This window comes from Paenibacillus radicis (ex Xue et al. 2023) (genome assembly GCF_024722015.1).
GTDB lineage: Bacteria > Bacillota > Bacilli > Paenibacillales > NBRC-103111 > Paenibacillus_S.
In genome coordinates, this window is record NZ_JANQBD010000002.1 from 81,758 (window position 1) to 98,768 (window position 17,011).

Below are 17,011 nucleotides of genomic sequence, written 5' to 3' on the forward strand. Positions count from 1 at the left end.
TTAAATTGCGATATCTTACCCTTAGCTTAATAAAAAGAGCAGGAACCGCGGCCCCTGCTGTTTTGTTGCTATTCAATAGTCGTGTTCCGTTTAGTTGAGCGTCTGGCTTTTTCAAGTAAGCTGTAAACGTATTGTGCTTTTTCATCAGAATATGACAGTAACGTGGTTATTCCTTTAGATACTGCATTAATTTTTCTGATGGAGTATTCTTCAGCAATTTCTGGATTCCGCCTTAAGTAATCTCTGATTAGGATATTATTTGACACCGACTAATATATCAATTATTGGTTTGGCCATCATTCCTGGTACTGATGTCCTACCAAAATGCTGTATTTCTATTGCCATATCTCCAAACATCTTATAAAGTTTGTTTTCTTCTTGCTCGTATAAATCTGGCCACAATTCATTATATTCAACAATTATAATTGTTTCATCAATTCCCAGTAAGATCACCCCAATACAAATTGAATATTAGATAATCATATCATTTTTCAGAGTCTCGGAACTCAAAGCAGGCCCCTCCGCAATCGTTTACCGTTTAGTTAAAAATTGTTTATTCAAATCGATTGATTGAAAAAGCGGAAATGTTTTGTTCAGTCTTCCCTGAAATAATCAATTCACTTAAAATCTGTCCAACAACACTGCTAAATTTAAAGCCATGTCCTGAGAAGCCTGATGCAATGGCAATGTTTGAATAGGTAGGATGCAAATCGATAATGAAATCTTCATCAGGAGTCAGTGTATACATACAGGTTTTACCGTACTTCAATTGTTGCGTATAAGGCATATAGCGTTGCAAAAATTGTCTTAAATCTGCCGCGTCTGTCTCTAGTTCACCAAATCCCAGGATGGCTTCATCTGGATTGATTGTTTCTCCTCCATCATGTCGGCCTACTTTTAATCCGGATCCATCGATGTTTGGAAAACCATAATAATGTCCTTGAAATGTCTCAAACGAAAAGGCTGGAAAACCGTTATGATTATATAAATCTTCATTGACATCAAACCAAGCAAATGTTTTTCTTACTGGATTTAGAGGAAGATTTAAATCCAACATAGAAAGGAGACTTCCTGACCAGGCTCCTGCTGAAAGCACTAACGCATTAGCACTAAAAGTATGCTCATCGGTTTTGATGGTAACTCTTTTATCATGAACCATTATTTCTTTCACTTTACTATTGGTTATGATGGTAGCTCCTTTTCGCTCTGCAAGCTCTCGATATGCTTCAATGCATTCCTCACATTTCAGCACTCCTGATGTTGGTTCGAAGCAACCAATGTACTCGTCCGGTAAAATGATGCCCGGCCAACGCTTATTCACATCAATTGAACTTAAAATCTCAAGTGGCAATGAATAGGTTTTTGAACTTGAGATGATATTCTGGATAAAATCCGATTTTTCGTAACCCACGTTTAGAACCCCGGTTTGGAGAAATAATTGTTTTCCCATCACCTTCTCTAAGTCGTTCCATAATTCTTGAGCTTTGAGCGCCAACGGAACATATTTTTCACCTTCACCATACGCATGCCGAATGATTCTCGTGTCTCCGTGATGACTCCCTTTGTTATGGGGCGGGTTAAAGGAGTCTACTAATAACGTTTTTTTTCCACTATTTGATAAAAAATAACCTGCCGCCATCCCCATCGAACCTGCTCCAATTACAATTACATCATAATGCATAGTACGTTACCCCTCCTTGTAATAAATCTACCTGTAACTTTAGTATTAAGTATGACAAATATTCTCCTATATTACTAATGATCCTAACACTTAACAATTGCGCTAACCTGCCCGCTACACAAAAAAGTCTTGGACCAGATCCCATAAAATACAAAAACCGCGATTTACGCGGCCAATAATGAGATAATGTTCTTGTCACCCGACACTCATCGCTTCGAACGGCTTATGAACCCGCCAATGACTTGTAATTAATTAGTGCATGTTCATTTAATGAAATACACTCTAAAAATTCGCAGCCATTTTTATTAAAAACAGATGTCAATTCAAGCCCCCTTTGCACCAACAACTAGAATTATTTTATGTGAACATTGACGATAAAATCGATTTTGGCAGCTTGCAGACTACGCTGTAGGCGGGATTGAACATGTTGGCAATTTCATATTCAACTGCCTGACCCAGTAGCAAGCTGGCTTCCGAAGACGTTAAGCTGAAATCTTCCTGTAGAAACTGAAACATCTCAGTCGTTGCATGTTGAAGCGCCTGGTCAAGCGGCCGGGCATTGCCGATACAAAACCAATGCGTGTCGGTTTCACCCCGAGGCCAGTTTATCGTTTTGCCTTTTTGAACGCTAACAGCAAACCGAACATCCATCGATATTTCGAGACCTGTACCGATGATTTCTCCATCGCCTTGCAAGGCATGACCATCACCAACACCGGAAAATAGACTGTAGTGCCTGTGACCAGTCCCTTATAGTCCATGTTACCTCCATACGAACCGCTCGTTGCAGTTGAGATGAACTGCCCATTGGAAGGAGCTACACCAAAACAACCTAGAAATGGCCGCAAAGGAAGCTTCAATTCAGCCAGCCCCGGCGTTGGGTCCTCAAGAAAAGCAACCCCCTGTGGTACATCCACCGTCCAGCGTACGATGTCCGATGCTGGTAATGTAGCGGCAACAGATGGATCGATAACTGCTGGGGCAAGCATGTTGGTTGTCCAAGCCCAATCACGGTTCGGAGTTATTGATTCGAAACGAACCGCTAGTGTATCGCCGGGCATCGCTCCTTCTACATAGAAAGGCCCTGTCATCGGATTCCCGCGAGTAGCTGCGCTTTCGCCGTTTTTGTCCCAGCCTCTCGCATCAACAGTCGTCGTAATGACCGTATCCCCATCGCGAATCATCAAAATAGGTGGATGCTTGCCTATCGTGTTAAAATAAAGTTGAGGTACGAACTGATGAATCATGGCTACTCCTCCTTGTCGATCGGATACTCTATTGTTTCGACAATTGTTATATATTTCCTGCTGAGTTTACCAACGAGAAATCGGGCGCAATAAGATCCGGGCATCGTATTAACACGTAATACCACTTTCATGTATGGTGTCCGATTGTTGAGCCATTGAATAAATAGCTATGGATTGGAACCATCCCTGGTGCTATCGTTATCCGTTAGAATTCCTGTAATACGAAAAATTTGGCGTTTGAATAAAAACGAGCGCCTCAGTAAGATGGGGTTACGCACGAGGTCATAGCCTCAAAAAGCCCATCTAGGAGGTCGCTCTATCATGAAGTTTAAGGCACAGGACAAACAAAATCAACTCATAGAAAACATTACCGTTCATCATCTGGTCGTTGGTGTAGACATCGCCCAGGAAGTCCACGTCGCCCGCGCTGTCAGCTTTCGAGGGATTGCTCTGGGATCTCCTCTTGAGTTCGGTAATCATCGTGAGGGGTTCAAGTTATTCGAGCGCTGGATCCAGGCTCTGCTTAAATCCTACAAACTGAGCCATGTTATGGTTGGCATGGAACCAACCGGTCACTACTGGTTCAACCTTGCACGTTGGCTTGTCGAGCAAGATATTGAAGCCGTTCTGGTTAATCCTCATCTCGTTAAAAAGAATAAAGAAAACCGGGATAATACACCGTCTAAAAGCGATCATAAGGACGCGCTTGTCATTGCAGATATAATCAAAAACGGGTACTACTCTCCTGTTCGTTTTCACCCGGAAGCTTACGAGGAACTACGTATTCTCATGGCTAACCGTGAAACCGTAACGAAACGTCTTAACAGTGCAGTGAATCAGCTTCATCGCTGGGTTGACATTGTCTTCCCTGAACTGCGTCTGGTCTTTAAAATCCTTACCTGTACCAGTGCAATCGCAACACTCAGACTCTTCCCTTTACCGAGAGATATCAGTCGTTTGAACACGGAGCAGATTCTAGGCGGCTAGAAGCAATATGTGAAGCGTCATGCTGGCGTTAAGCGCGCCAATTTGCTCACTTCACTAGCAAAATCCAGTGTTGGCACCACCCAAGCACTACATGCTTACAAACTTCACCTTGGGCAATTACTCCAAGAATATGACTTGGCGCAGAGCCAGCTTGAACAGATTGAGCAAGAGGTCCATCTCATTCTTGAACGTATTCCTTATGCTCAGAAGATGCTTGAAATACGAGGCATCAACGTCACAAGTCTAGCTGGAATACTTGGTGAGGCTGGTGATTTAAGCGGGTATACGCATGGAAATGCGCTGCTTCGGCATGCCGGGTTGAATCTAGCCGAGGCGAGTTCTGGGAAGTGGCGAGGAACAATGGTCCTCAGTAAACGGGGCCGTCCACGTCTGCGTCATTTTCTTTATCTCATGACAATGTGCATGGTTATGAGTAATCCAGAAGTTCGGGCTTTACATCGCTATAATGTGGAGGAAAAAAAGCTAAAGAAGATGAAATCCATCATGCAATTATGTGGTAAAGTAGCGCGTCTGTTAGTTGGTCTAGCTAAAAGCAACGAGGATTACGATTCAACACGAGTTTTCCCACAAGCAGCTTAAAAACAGTTAATCCTCACCGGTTCAAGAATTCGCAGGATGAAAAGAAGCACGGAGTATCGGGAGACGTTACGCAAAAGGGCTCGGACCCGTTCCGTTAGAAAAACCGACCTCCACCCCCATAGTTAGATGTGACGAAGGAATGAAAGGGCTGAGACCCGTTGAGACATGGGAGCGAGAATCTCTAGGGCGCAGTGGAGACGTGCACATTTGGAACATTATGGGTGATGGATACCTCACCTTTGTTTGCGCACGCCCTTTTCTATTTTCAACAGAAACCAGCTCCTCCTTCTCTTCCTCTCTTCAACTTACTACAGGGTGAAATCCTGCGAATTCATGAGCCTGAGTGAGGAAACTGAATCATTTCGAGGGAGCTTAATCAACAACTGTTATTTTTGGAAGTATCTTAGAAGTAAATTCACTATTGGAACAAGTGAGGAAAATTAAGATCCTGTTTTAACCGACGACTTCGAGTTTATCGCCTAAGAGATCGATCAGTCGTGGAAGAACTGTGTCCTTAAAATGCCTCTTTTTACTTGCCGTAATATAGAGAACCATACCATCATATTCCTCACGATGTTCTTCGGTATAATCGAGAAAGTAGTTATAATTTTCAACAGTCGTGTTCCTGTTCATGATCACACAAGTAAACCACCAATCAGTTAGATCAAATGACCTTAAAATGTCTTCTTTCGAGTTTGCTCGATACCACAATATGTTTTTTAAATTAACGGGTGTGTCATAAGGGAGTGGCCAGGTGGAAGTGGTATCAACTAAACGGTTATTCACAAACGATTGAGTTTTCTTGTCGCGATCCTTAAGGGTGTAAATCGTTTGCATTTCGTGTACGGTAGTACCAATTTTTCTTATTAACTCTTCTTCCAACTCATTCAAAGGGTTTTCTTTAAACTGAGTCATCAGTTGATCCTGCAAAGCCATAATTGATTTCGGATCGCACTTAGGCTCATAATGATGCAAGAGTACCTCCTTCACCTTATGGGCTATTGATTGATCGGGGTCATGGATTATTCCTGAGTGGAAAAAGCACGCTGATTGTTCAATAAAGTAGTCTATATGTGGATCCAATTCTATATCCCAATTTGTATATGAAAAAAGAATATCCTCATTCGGGTTTTGAAATGTTATAATTACTTCCGCCATTGTATCATAAACACTTGGACCAAACCCCAAATCATAACCTTGCTCCAAGCGGAATGGAGAAGTATTCATAATGAGCTTCAAGACCTTTCCTCCCTTAAATGAAATAAAAATATTCATATTTTAACACACCCTATTGAAGAAAACTGCCAGTTAGCTTAACGCGCCCTGGCAATCGGATCAAGTTCTTGACATAGCCACGTTATTTACATTATCCAATCAAATGAGTAAAATATGTCAATCGTTCGATATCTATATCTTCTCTCCCGTATGCATCTAAAAATAAATCTCTATAAATATTTGTCTTTAAATTGTGATTAAGAGTCCAAATTCCCCAACAGATATCATAATGTCTGTCCCCGACACCACCATATCCTACATCAATAAAACCTTTAAATGAAAAGTTATCCATGATGATATTAGGCAAACAATAGTCCCCGTGAATGATGACATTATTTTCAGCAGTAAAAGTGATTCGTTTTTTAAGATCATAGCTTATGTCGGATTGTTCTTCCAGTAATTCTGAGGTCCTATTATCATAAGGACAATTGACTGTGGAGATTGAATGTAACATCCTCAAATATTCCCCAAAAACACTAGATACTTTATTTGGGTACTCAAGATGAACTCCTGATACTCCATCTTCTCCTGTTATTGCTTCGGTTAAAAAATAATCATTATCCTGATCTGATTCAAAAGCAATAACCTTTGGGGCAACGTTATGACTATGTAAGAATGAGGTCATTCTAAATTCTCGTTCTAAACTGCCTTTTTTACTAATCTTAAGAAAAGAGTTATCCGTTCCTTTCACAAATAACGTTTTTGCATTTTTTGAACAACTGCTATCATATATATTGGAATTTTTTATGTATTGTTTTATGGCATTCGGTACCGTTTCTATATCAAAAGATATTTCTCGCCTTTCCATTTGCTCTCCCTCAATTCGTTGATTTTGTCCGTCGGTTTGTTTAAACTTCATAGTAAGAGCGCCTCCTTGATGGTCTAGTGGACAAACCCATCATACCTTAGGCGCTCCTTTTTTTACAAAGCCAATTTCTTAGGCTCAACAGGAATGTTTAGCTTAGTCCCACCAGGCGTATAAATAATCTTCGATACCCAGTTCATCGGTTTTTATGCAGAACGAAATAATATCTTCTTTTAACTTACTCGTTGCATCTTCTTTTGGTACAAAAAGTGTATCTAATGACACTCTGTAATCTATTTTGACTATCAAATGGGTTAATGAATTTGTTTACGATTAGTTCCTTTAAGCTGTTAAATCAATAAAATCAAATTGTCTAATACTGCCAGCACCTCACTTAGCAGGCCATTCACCGGAAATACCTAATAGATTGTCTCTTTGTTCAAAATTCATATTGTAAACAAAATCAACCATAATACCTTCCTCCAGCAGATTATAAAAAGTATTTCTTTTCTTCATTTTACCATGCATTACTGCCTTTTAGTTCGATGAAATGAGCACTGCCGTAGCACCGCCTCTTTCGTTGTTTCTCAGCTATCGTTCCTAGTTAGCTCAATAGCAAATAAATTACAACTCGTTATTTCTCCCAAAGCTCGACCAGTCGACCCTCAGGATCTTCAATCCAAAATAAACTTTCCAAATTCACTAATCTCTTTTTTCTTTGCAACACCTGTTCTTCACCTTCATTCTTTTGTAATTTCAATCTTCAACTATCCTGCCCGTCTAGCCGAGAAGGCAGCTGTCCAGATTGGATCAGCTGCCTTCTCTAATTCTTTATTGAGCTATAGTGTCCCGTTTAGCTTAACGTCTCTACTTTTATGTATAAACCATGAACTTTAATCATTTATCTTGCCCCAACCTTCTCGACCCCGCTATGCCTTCAGGAATAAAATTAGGAAAACACTAACACTTATCACACTAGTTTAAGGATTGCTTATAGATGTTTAAAGCAATTCTTGTTGATTCTTTTCTTAAATAATAATTCCGATCATCATCTGTTTGATTGAAAAAGGTTTGACACTTAAAAAGATAAAATAATACCTCTTTGGAAGCTTGAAGTGCCATTGATTCACATCGAAGGATATACATACAAAGGCTAAAGCATTCTGTTTCATAATTCTTTAAAATTGCTACACGTTTAGCTGTATCCATAATCTCCTCCTTTTTAAAGGATCTATTATTATGTACATTGTTCACATTTAGAATATATTGAGGAAACATCTTACCTTTTATTTTAATTCAAGCTTATTGATTCTCTATAAATAAACTATTAACAAAATATTAACTCCGACATAGGTTAACGTTTGATAACAACTCTCATTTGCGGAAAGTGATACATGTTCCCGTATGAATAGACAAAAGATCTTCAAATGGATCACATCTCCCTCCATTACTTCGTATACAAAACGAAACAATCTGAAATATGGATATTCCAATTTCATTAACCGTCATTTTAAACTGCAGAAAATCAAAAAGGAGCGGCTTTTATGCCAGCTCCTGCGCTATCGTTCTCCGTAAGCTTAATCTTTTTTTCTATTACAGACTATTTTTCAAATGACAGTACGTCAACAATTACTTCACCATCGAGATTCTGTAAATAATATTGTGCAATAAGGTCTTCTTTATAAATTACGTTTAAAGTGGTTTAAATGAACTCGATAGGTGTGTCGAAACTACAATTGATAACCAAAGCAATCCGTTCTCTTATTAATTCTATTGTTGAAATAACTTCGTTTTCCGTTAGTTGTGTATACTGCAGGCCAATGTCATTTCCGGATAAAAGGCTTTAGCAGATCCTCATTTTTCCCGTTGACGAAAAGCAGCAGAAGCCGATTTCCGATATGAAGTATCGTATAGACGATGGCGGTAACAAGATAGCCTGACCATATTAAACCGTAGGCTGCCATTCCGACCAGCGAAAACTCGATGAAGACTACTGCGGCTATTGGTAGAGAGATCCTGGCTTTCGGGGAGATAAAAAGTCCCCATATGATTGCGGCTGTTAGCGGAAGCCCTGCGGTGAGGACGATTCTAGAAAAAGTTCCAGCAGCAAAATGATAACCCCAGACGCCCAATGAAGCGAGAAGAATCAGTTCTAGGAGGAACCGGATCATAAGATTAATTGAAATGAACATAATAGCTACTCCTTTGAAATACCTTTACTTATTTTCAAGTACGACCCTACTAATTTTTGGTAATTAAGATTTCTACATAGATTTTACCAATATTTACACCATCTGCGGTTAGCACAACGCGGCTGCCCAATAGTGCCGGCAGCCGCGTACTTGTTATTTATTAAACTATCGTTTCCGTTAGATGAAAATATTCGTTTTCTCGCCTTAAAAATTATCTATTTCATTATTCCTCATTCGATGAATGTGTATATAAACAACAATTTAATAGTTTGTCACGTTCCTCATCTTTCATGTTTCGAACATTCCCTATTTGTGGAAATTCGCCGTTTTCAACTTCATTTGAGTACGATTGAAATGCTTTAAGCATTATCTGACCTAGATTACCGTAGTTCTTTGAATGACGAAGGTCAAATGGAGTAATACCCAACATATCTTGAACTATGAGTACTTGTCCATCTGTAAATCTTCCAGCACCAATTCCGATCGTGGGAATACTAAGCTTCTCTGTAATTACTTTTCCGAGTTCTTCTGGTATAAGTTCCAATACAATCATGCTTGCACCAGCAGTTTGTAAAGCAATTGCACCGTTTAACAGAAATTTAGCTGAATCAAATGTCTTTCCTTGTACAACTGCCTTATTATGGAGCTGAGGGGTATATCCGAGGTGACCCCAGACCTCTATGCCATTACTATATAAATGTGATATAACATCTTCTCGCATTCCTTCTAACTTAACGCCATCTGCTCCGTTAAGAACTAGTTCTTTAGCAGTAAGCAGTGCCATTTCTGGGTCCTCGTACGTTTTATACGGCATATCTGCCAGCAAATAGGCTTCTTTCACTCCCCGCCGCACTGCTTTCAGATGGTGTATAATATCATCGAGAGTGACGGAAATTTCATGTTCATAACCCAATTCGTTTGTTCCTAATGAATCACCTACAAAAATCACATCCAGCCCAGCTTTATCTTGTAATATGGCTGTGGGATAGTCATAACAAGTTAGCATCGTAAGCTTTTTATCATTCCGTTTTTTCCAATGCAGATAGTCCATATTCTTTTTCATGTGAATCCTCCTTAGTCTCTGTTCGCCTTTGGAATCAGAGCACAGGTAATGGTGAAACAATTAACAAGCAGCCAGGTATGAGCTCCTATCAAGGATGCCATCCCAACACTAAAAACTTATCACAATATAAGAAGCTATACAACAAGAGAACATCAGCTAAGAAAAAAATTCTACAGTCAACAAAACATTCATTTTATATTCGAAGAAAGCAATATCCCGCTAAGAATAACCCCCCTTTATCATAAGGTTAGCTTAAAAAACCACATTTTCACGCATAAAAAACGCTCTGCTCCTGGATACTTCTCGCCTAAACTTTTTATGAAACCACATGACCTATAAAAATTAACTGAGTCTTTATCAGTTTCGGCTTCGATTGTGGTAAAACATGTAATGATATAACCTCATTAACTAAATTACGTCCGATCCCATTTCCTCTAAGGCTATGATTCACGGCGATATGTAGGATTACTGCGCTTTTTTGTTCTGGGTTTAGCTTTAAGCCAATAATTGCTGCGGCAGCTGCATCCTTCGATTCTTTATAGTATGCATATACAATACGGTAAGGATCTGCTTCATATGTCTTCAAGACTCTGTTCATCTTCTCTGTATCTGGGTTATGAATGCATTGTGCCATTACGGAAGTAATATCGGATGAAAACTTCTCAACCTTTTTTAAACAAAACATGGTTTCACCGCCTCGCATTTCCAATGGACATTAGTTCTCCGATAGCTGAGCAATCGTTTAAAAATATTTTTTGAATCCCTTACTTATTGATCCGTTAAATCCTTCCCTTTCAAAGAACTCATGTGCTCTTTCACGGGTTGAATTACTTAGAAGCATAATCCTATGACAATCTATTGATTTACAATAATCCTCAACATATTGCAAAAGTTTTCGTCCAATATTCTTGCTTCGATGGTTCTCATGGACAATTATGTTCTCTACTACTCCATACGGTCTCAAGCCATGCAGAGCTTGTAAACATATGTTTAGTGTTAGTGTCCCTAATATTTTTCCCTTTTCATCAAATACAAGCAAGAAATTGTTAGGATCCCTTTTAATTTTATCAATTTGTTCTTCAAGAACATTCATTTTCTTACTATTGGGTACTAACATTCTATAGAGATCAAATAATTGATCTTTATCTGTTATTTCAGCTTCACGAATCATATTGAATTCGACTCCTTTATAGTTTTATTACAAAAGAGGAGTTACCGCGAAGCAAGCCCCTCAGCTATGTGTACCGCTTACACAACAAGCTTCTTTTTCGCAAGGAACAAGGCAACAGCTTGAGGTTTTATTATCGTTCCGCCATTTTCATCAATTGCATTTTTGATGTTTTCGAATAGCTTAACTCTTACATCTTCGGGAAGTATTCTATGTCGAGAGTGCGTATTTAATAATGAAATATATTCATCCGTTGTGTAGGTGTCATTCCATCTGTATTGCTTTACTATTAAATCTTCAAACAATCCGTCCTTTATAGTTAAAACTGACCTTTCGTCAATGATTTTCTCAACTGATGGTGCATCTGCGTCATCGAGATTTGGCGCATATTTTCTATAACATTCTCGAATTAGTTTAAAAACGTTATTAAATGATGGAACGTGAACGGTCCAAAAGAATGCAATTGATCCTCGGTCACGGAGTAAGTCAAACGCCTTCCGGTACCCAAATTGTTGCGGTTGAATGAAATGAAATGCTGTTGCGGATATTGCTAAATCGAAAATACTCCTTCCGCTTTGCCACTCTTCAAAGGATGAATTAATGATGCTGACGTTGGTGTTATTTTTGAATTTTTCACTAGTAAATTCTGCAAGTTTTTGTCCTAATTCAATGCAAGTCACATTATCGTACCCGAGGTCCACAAATCCTTTTGTTGCCTGACCTGTGCCGCAACCTATTTCGAGTATGGTATCGGACGGCTTTAGTTGCGCATATTCCAAAATATCGTGAAACAGCTGATACGGGTAGCTAGGTCTGTATTTGTCATATTCACCGGCAACTTCGTTAAACGTATTTTTCAGTTCCATTTGCAACACCCCTATTCAATATTTGAATACGAAACAGCTGTTCCTTGTGAATAAAGCAAGTTGGCTGGCATCACAATCATTCCTATCAGCTCCCCGAAAAAATAAAACTCCCGACCCTTAAAAAGGGACGAGAGTAAATACTCCGTGTTACCACCCAAGTTCATCCGTGCATAGCGCATTGACCTCATTTTGCGTGCGCTAACAATGAATGTCACATATACCCTTGCACTTTAACGGGTGCAACCGTCACAGTCTACTCCCCAAAGGGTTTCGAAGTGTCAGCATATAGAAGGGCTCTATGTAAAAGCAAATTTTAGAGGAATTTATTGGTAATTGTTGAAATGTTACCACAAACTAATCATCTGGAGCAACACTTTTCTTGATTTTTTGTTGTAACTATCCCTACATGGTTAGCTTAATCTCCGCGCCAGTTTACTGTTTGAGCATCGTATCTAAATATGAACCGTCTCGAGCAGCATATAAATCATTTTTGCCGCTTCGGCTCTCGTCACATAACTTCCATGGCGGAAAGCCCCATCAGGGTAGCCGCTTACGATCTTTGCAGCGGAGACCGCCATCACGGCTGGTTGCGCCCATTCGGGAATGTCCTTTTGATCCGTGAATGCCGATACTGCCTTATTAGTATGGACGGCATTGCGATCCAGTACTCTGGAGAGAATGACTGCGAGTTCAGCCCGCGTCAGCGGCTGATTCGGCTTGAACCATGCGCTCCCTTTCTCTTCGTAGCCTTGTATCAAACCATCTTGGGCCGTTTGAGCAACGGCATCCTTGGCCCAGTCCGGCAAAAGTTCACTGTCGGCGAAATAGGTCGATGTTCCGGAGGCTTTAAATGCCAACGCATCGGCAATCATTTTGACCAGCTGCACCCGGGTCACCGACTGATCCGGCCGGAATGTATTATCCTCGAAGCCGTCAACGACATTTCTGCCAGTTAAACGATCTACATATTGTGCTGCCCAGTGACCATTCATATCGTTGAAAACGTGCACCTCCGCAGAGAACACCGCGAATGTACCCCAATAATTCACTTCAATAGCCACCGTGTCATTGCCGGTAACAACGCCTCCGACATATAACCATTTGCCTTGCGTCCGATTGAAGACATATACGGCAGGCTTTAATCCGGGTGAAATTGACGAGCCATCATACTTCAAGCTGATCTGGATCGGTTTGTTCAAATTCGCTCCGGTACTGCTCGTAAAATCTACAATCCGTCTGATATTCGTTCGCCCCATTATGTTAGGAGGTGGATTAGCTTGGACGCTGACCTTAACTTTACCGTTGACCAGCAGTGCTTCTGGTGGAATCATGACCGAACCTGCGCTCGGAAGCGTAACCTCCCCTCCTAGCACAGCAATGATCTCCTTCTCCACACTTAACTGATCTTCAGCTGCACCAGTAGCTGTAGAGGTTGTTTCAATGGAAGAAGACGACGACGTTCTCGGTCTGCTATAGACTGGATTAACCGTAACATTAACCGTGTCGCTATATACGCTTTTTGTCACCGTAATAACTGCAGTGCCTGCCTGCTTGGCCTCGATTAAACCATCGGCAGTAACAGTAGCCACAGTACTGTTACTGCTCCGGTACGCCGTCCCATACACAGCATTCGTCACATCCGACACGCTGTTATTCGACTGCTGCGCCGTTACACTCAGCTGCTGGCTGACTTTTCCGACCAGCTGAAGCTCTACGTTCTTCGGTGCTGCCATGATACTTGTGATCTCGTTCACTGGCGGCGGCACGTTCGCTTTCGCTACAGTCACGCTCACCGTGTCGCTGTATACGCCGCTCGTAACCGTGATGATCGACGTGCCCGACTGCTTGGCCTCAATTAAACCATCGGCTGTAACGGTAGCCACAGTGCTGTTACTGCTCCGGTAAGCCGTCCCATACACAGCATTTGTCACATCCATCACGCTGTTGTTGGACTGCTGCGCCGTTACTTTCAGCTGTTGGCTGACTTTTCCACCCAGCTGAAGCTGCACGGTCCTCGGTTCTGCCGTGATTCCGGTGATCTCGTTCACTGGCGGCAGCACGTCCGCTTTCACTACAGTCACGCTCACCATATCGCTGTATACGCCGCTCGTAACCGTGATGACCGAAGTGCCCGACTGCTTGGCCTCAATAAATCCATCGGCTGTAACGGTAGCCACAGTGCTGTCGCTGCTCCGGTACGCCGTCCCATACACAGCATTCGTCACATCCATCACGCTGTTGTTGGACTGCTGCGCCGTTACCTTCAACTGTTGACTGACTTTGCCACCCAGCTGAAGCTGTACGGTCTGGGGAGAAGCGCTGATTCCGGTGATCTTATTATACCGAACCGATAAAGTTGCCGAGCTGGAGCTGGAGTATTTCGGATAAACGCTGAATGCGTACGTTCCCTCATCTGGATTCATCCAACTAGCATTGCCGCTAACAGCAATCTCCATCCTTCCGAGCAGTGGGATATCTTGAGGTACGGTTACCTTTAAGATGGACATGCCAAAATAGCTGCTATAGATCGCTTTCTTGGCTGGAACTCCGTTCACCCGAACCAAGTTCGGATCGATCGCCCCCGAATTCGTAATTGGATCCAGAACAACGGGTACCTTCAACTGTGGCGGAAGGCTCAGCGTGATGAAATCGTCATTGGCAGCAACCAACGGCTCGTTCGGCTGCAGGCTGAACGTATACGGCACATTGGTCTCACTAGCCCACGGTATAGCAGGTATGACCGTAAATTCCTGTACCGTGTCCGGAGTGATAGTGAGCGGTACTGTGTTTGGCTTCACTGTCTGGGAGGTTGTCACCTGCATATCGTATACTCCATATTGAACAAACAGGTTTGGCATGGAAAACACTAGAGAATAATCAGGAATCAAATAATATTCCGGAGGAAGTACGAATTGCAGCTTATTGCCTGCCAAACGGGTGACAGAAGCCGGCGAATAACCGTCCATTTCCAGACCCATGCCCGATTCGATATGAATATCAGTGGCAGCGATGGCTGTATCACTTAATACGGTGCCCGCAGAACTGGTCACCGTAACTGTGTCGCCCCCCTTCAGAATCGTCGGGCTGGTGAACCGGAATCGCAAATTGCCGTCGCTATTGACCTCAACGTAGCCCTCATCCGAATACGGGTTATCGGCTAATGAAGCCCCTCCTTGCGGAATAATTCCGAAACGTCCTGACGCAGCCTCTAGATCAACGCTGGTGGATATTTCAAACGTATAATAGCCGTGTACAGCCGGATTGGCAATCAAGGCCGAAGCATCGATTGTGATAAGCGCAGCCGAATAGCTTGTGAGCAGCTGGCTAGGTTGCAACTGCAGCTTGTCGCCAACGACATTCGCCATTGTAACAGGTACTCCGCCAATCTGTACCTTTGAGACGTCGATTGCAGTAGGTAAGGTAATGCCCGCGGGGAATTTCAAGGTGATCAAATCCATAGGCTTAATCTGCTGCATCACCGTAAACTTGAATTGGTAAGACGTATTCGCCGCAGCCGCATACGTGCTCATATCCGGACGAAAGTTCACTATACTGCGAAAGTAAATATTGCTAAACGTAGTACGTTGAACCGAATTTGAACGGGTACTAACCGCAAATTGCGAAGCTTTTGGTTCTACATAATGATAATCCGGCGTAATCAGGAAATTCGTCAGCTTAATGTCAACGTCCCCCCCGGCAGGTATCGGCTGGTTCATATGAAAGAATACCATTGGCTGCCCATCATCCGATCTTTGCGTTGTAACGGAATCGAATAGAGTGAGCGTTAAACCGTTCACTCTGACCTCGAAACTGTTCGAAGGCACACTGACATCAGTTGTCCACATCCCATAGAAATGCGGGTTTCCAACAAAATTAAAACCATACGGCAGAAGGATTTCAATCGTATCTCCCTCCTGCAAGGCGTCCGTTGACGTCATCTTAAAATGATATGCCGGCGTTTCCTTCGTATAAGTTCCGCCTGACGAATAGCCGCTGTACAATACCGTTGTTTCAGGCTCGACACTGAAATTCGTGAATGCGGCACCCGCTCCCTTCACCTGTATGGGCGCGCCCCAGGACAGAATGAGCAGTATAGACAAAAGCATATAAATGATGGAGATGCGACGAAAGCGCATCCTGTTGTGATGCAGACAAACTGAAAACATAAGTATTCTCCCTCATCTCTTTCTTTGTTTTCTATCAATCTATCAGCAGAAGTTAAAAACTGGTTAAAAAACATTTATAAAAAAACATTTTTAGACGAAAACGACAAAAACCGATTTCCTTAAGTCAGGAAAACCGGTTAATTTGATCTCAAGCTCTATCGAACGCGTTAGATTGAGCAGTTAACAAACTCCTGCCTTATCGGATTGTTCATATGGATGAATTGTGGTTTGCATATGCGATCGCGCTCCCCTTTGATCTTACAATGCTGCTAGCAAGTAAAAATTGAGCAAGGTAGTAGGAGATCATCACCCCGTATCCCGCCCATGAAATCGGCATGACAAACATATTCCAGGCAAGCAGTGAATCGGACATGAAGAACAAAATTGCCCCTGCTATGGCAATCCAGCTTCTACTAATAACAGCGCTCCAAATCATGATAGAAATCACGACGACATAAACCAATACCGGAATCCATAATCCGGCATTTCCACCTGCAAGAATGCTTGCATGGAGTCTGTCTAGGAGTAAAAAGGAGTATGCCGCAATCGGAATTATAACAAGTAAATGAACGGGAGAAAAGCGCCAACGAGTCACAAAAGCGACGACATATGCGATATGAGCGAATAAAAATGCGACCAATCCAAACAAAAACCATTGCTTTCCTGCTAGCAATAAAAAACTATCGCCAATGGCAGAGAGGAATAACCCTGTAATAATTAAATTTTTATAGGGCTTAGGAACATTTCGTGTTGTTGCTGCCAGTAGTATCATCAGAATGATAGTTCCTGGCTTTAAAATCCAGCGCATCGTCATATTTTCACCTGCTAAGGCACAAAGATAACCTAAACCTGAAAAAATAATGGCGGCTATTAATAGCTTTCGATACATGTCAATACCTCCAGTTAAGGGGCTGCGCCCTCTGCTTTCTATCTCCATATTTACGATAGATTATAGCAGACC

Annotated in this window: 15 protein-coding genes and 2 pseudogenes; 1 reads left to right on the forward strand and 16 read right to left on the reverse strand. The window is 41.8% G+C overall.

Annotation, left to right across the window (positions count from 1 at the left end):
* Positions 1–68: 68 nt before the first annotated feature.
* The 5 genes from NV381_RS03010 to NV381_RS03030 form a co-directional block, all read right to left on the reverse strand.
* On the reverse strand, positions 69–266 hold the full coding sequence (locus NV381_RS03010) for a GrpB family protein (RefSeq protein ID WP_258211787.1): 198 nt from the start codon (positions 264–266) through the stop codon (positions 69–71).
* Positions 256–453 carry a GrpB family protein gene (locus tag NV381_RS03015; protein ID WP_258211788.1) on the reverse strand — a complete coding sequence of 66 codons (198 nt, stop codon included), beginning with the start codon at positions 451–453 and terminating at the stop codon, positions 256–258. Before NV381_RS03015 ends, NV381_RS03010 begins: the two co-directional genes overlap by 11 nt.
* Positions 454–553: 100 nt before the next feature.
* On the reverse strand, positions 554–1,681 hold the full coding sequence (gene solA, locus NV381_RS03020) for an N-methyl-L-tryptophan oxidase (RefSeq protein WP_258211789.1): 1,128 nt from the start codon (positions 1,679–1,681) through the stop codon (positions 554–556).
* A 357-nt stretch (positions 1,682–2,038) separates the two neighbouring features.
* Positions 2,039–2,377, reverse strand: coding sequence for a hypothetical protein (locus NV381_RS03025; RefSeq protein WP_258211790.1), 339 nt, complete (start codon positions 2,375–2,377; stop codon positions 2,039–2,041).
* Complete coding sequence (locus NV381_RS03030) at positions 2,287–2,928, reverse strand: acetamidase/formamidase family protein (RefSeq protein ID WP_258211791.1); 642 nt, start codon at positions 2,926–2,928, stop codon at positions 2,287–2,289. Before NV381_RS03030 ends, NV381_RS03025 begins: the two co-directional genes overlap by 91 nt.
* Positions 2,929–3,249: 321 nt before the next feature.
* Here NV381_RS03030 and NV381_RS03035 point away from each other — a divergent pair.
* Positions 3,250–4,515: pseudogene (locus tag NV381_RS03035) on the forward strand (IS110 family transposase).
* 453 nt (positions 4,516–4,968) lie between these two features.
* Here NV381_RS03035 and NV381_RS03040 read toward each other — a convergent pair.
* From NV381_RS03040 to NV381_RS03090, 11 genes and pseudogenes are all read right to left on the reverse strand, one after another.
* Positions 4,969–5,790 carry a hypothetical protein gene (locus NV381_RS03040; RefSeq protein WP_258211792.1) on the reverse strand — a complete coding sequence of 274 codons (822 nt, stop codon included), beginning with the start codon at positions 5,788–5,790 and terminating at the stop codon, positions 4,969–4,971.
* A gap of 91 nt (positions 5,791–5,881) precedes the next feature.
* Positions 5,882–6,649 (reverse strand): aminoglycoside 3'-phosphotransferase, encoded by a 768-nt coding sequence (locus NV381_RS03045; protein WP_258211793.1) that lies wholly within the window; start codon positions 6,647–6,649, stop codon positions 5,882–5,884.
* Between the two features lie 580 nt (positions 6,650–7,229).
* Positions 7,230–7,314, reverse strand: a pseudogene (locus NV381_RS03050) (VOC family protein); the annotation flags it as partial.
* Between the two features lie 256 nt (positions 7,315–7,570).
* Positions 7,571–7,804 carry a hypothetical protein gene (locus NV381_RS03055; protein WP_258211794.1) on the reverse strand — a complete coding sequence of 78 codons (234 nt, stop codon included), beginning with the start codon at positions 7,802–7,804 and terminating at the stop codon, positions 7,571–7,573.
* 614 nt (positions 7,805–8,418) lie between these two features.
* On the reverse strand, positions 8,419–8,787 hold the full coding sequence (locus NV381_RS03060) for a YrdB family protein (protein WP_258211795.1): 369 nt from the start codon (positions 8,785–8,787) through the stop codon (positions 8,419–8,421).
* Positions 8,788–9,010: 223 nt separating this feature from the next.
* Positions 9,011–9,850 carry a 3-methyl-2-oxobutanoate hydroxymethyltransferase gene (panB, locus tag NV381_RS03065; protein WP_258211796.1) on the reverse strand — a complete coding sequence of 280 codons (840 nt, stop codon included), beginning with the start codon at positions 9,848–9,850 and terminating at the stop codon, positions 9,011–9,013.
* Between the two features lie 316 nt (positions 9,851–10,166).
* On the reverse strand, positions 10,167–10,553 hold the full coding sequence (locus NV381_RS03070) for a GNAT family N-acetyltransferase (protein ID WP_258212141.1): 387 nt from the start codon (positions 10,551–10,553) through the stop codon (positions 10,167–10,169).
* 39 nt (positions 10,554–10,592) lie between these two features.
* Positions 10,593–11,021, reverse strand: coding sequence for a GNAT family N-acetyltransferase (locus NV381_RS03075; protein WP_258211797.1), 429 nt, complete (start codon positions 11,019–11,021; stop codon positions 10,593–10,595).
* A gap of 77 nt (positions 11,022–11,098) precedes the next feature.
* Positions 11,099–11,884, reverse strand: a complete 786-nt coding sequence (locus tag NV381_RS03080; RefSeq protein ID WP_258211798.1) for a class I SAM-dependent methyltransferase — start codon at positions 11,882–11,884, stop codon at positions 11,099–11,101.
* Between the two features lie 452 nt (positions 11,885–12,336).
* Positions 12,337–16,050: an S-layer homology domain-containing protein gene (locus NV381_RS03085; protein WP_258211799.1), complete on the reverse strand. Its 3,714-nt coding sequence runs from the start codon at positions 16,048–16,050 to the stop codon at positions 12,337–12,339.
* 208 nt (positions 16,051–16,258) lie between these two features.
* Positions 16,259–16,939, reverse strand: coding sequence for a lysoplasmalogenase (locus NV381_RS03090; RefSeq protein WP_258211800.1), 681 nt, complete (start codon positions 16,937–16,939; stop codon positions 16,259–16,261).
* Positions 16,940–17,011 lie beyond the last annotated feature (72 nt).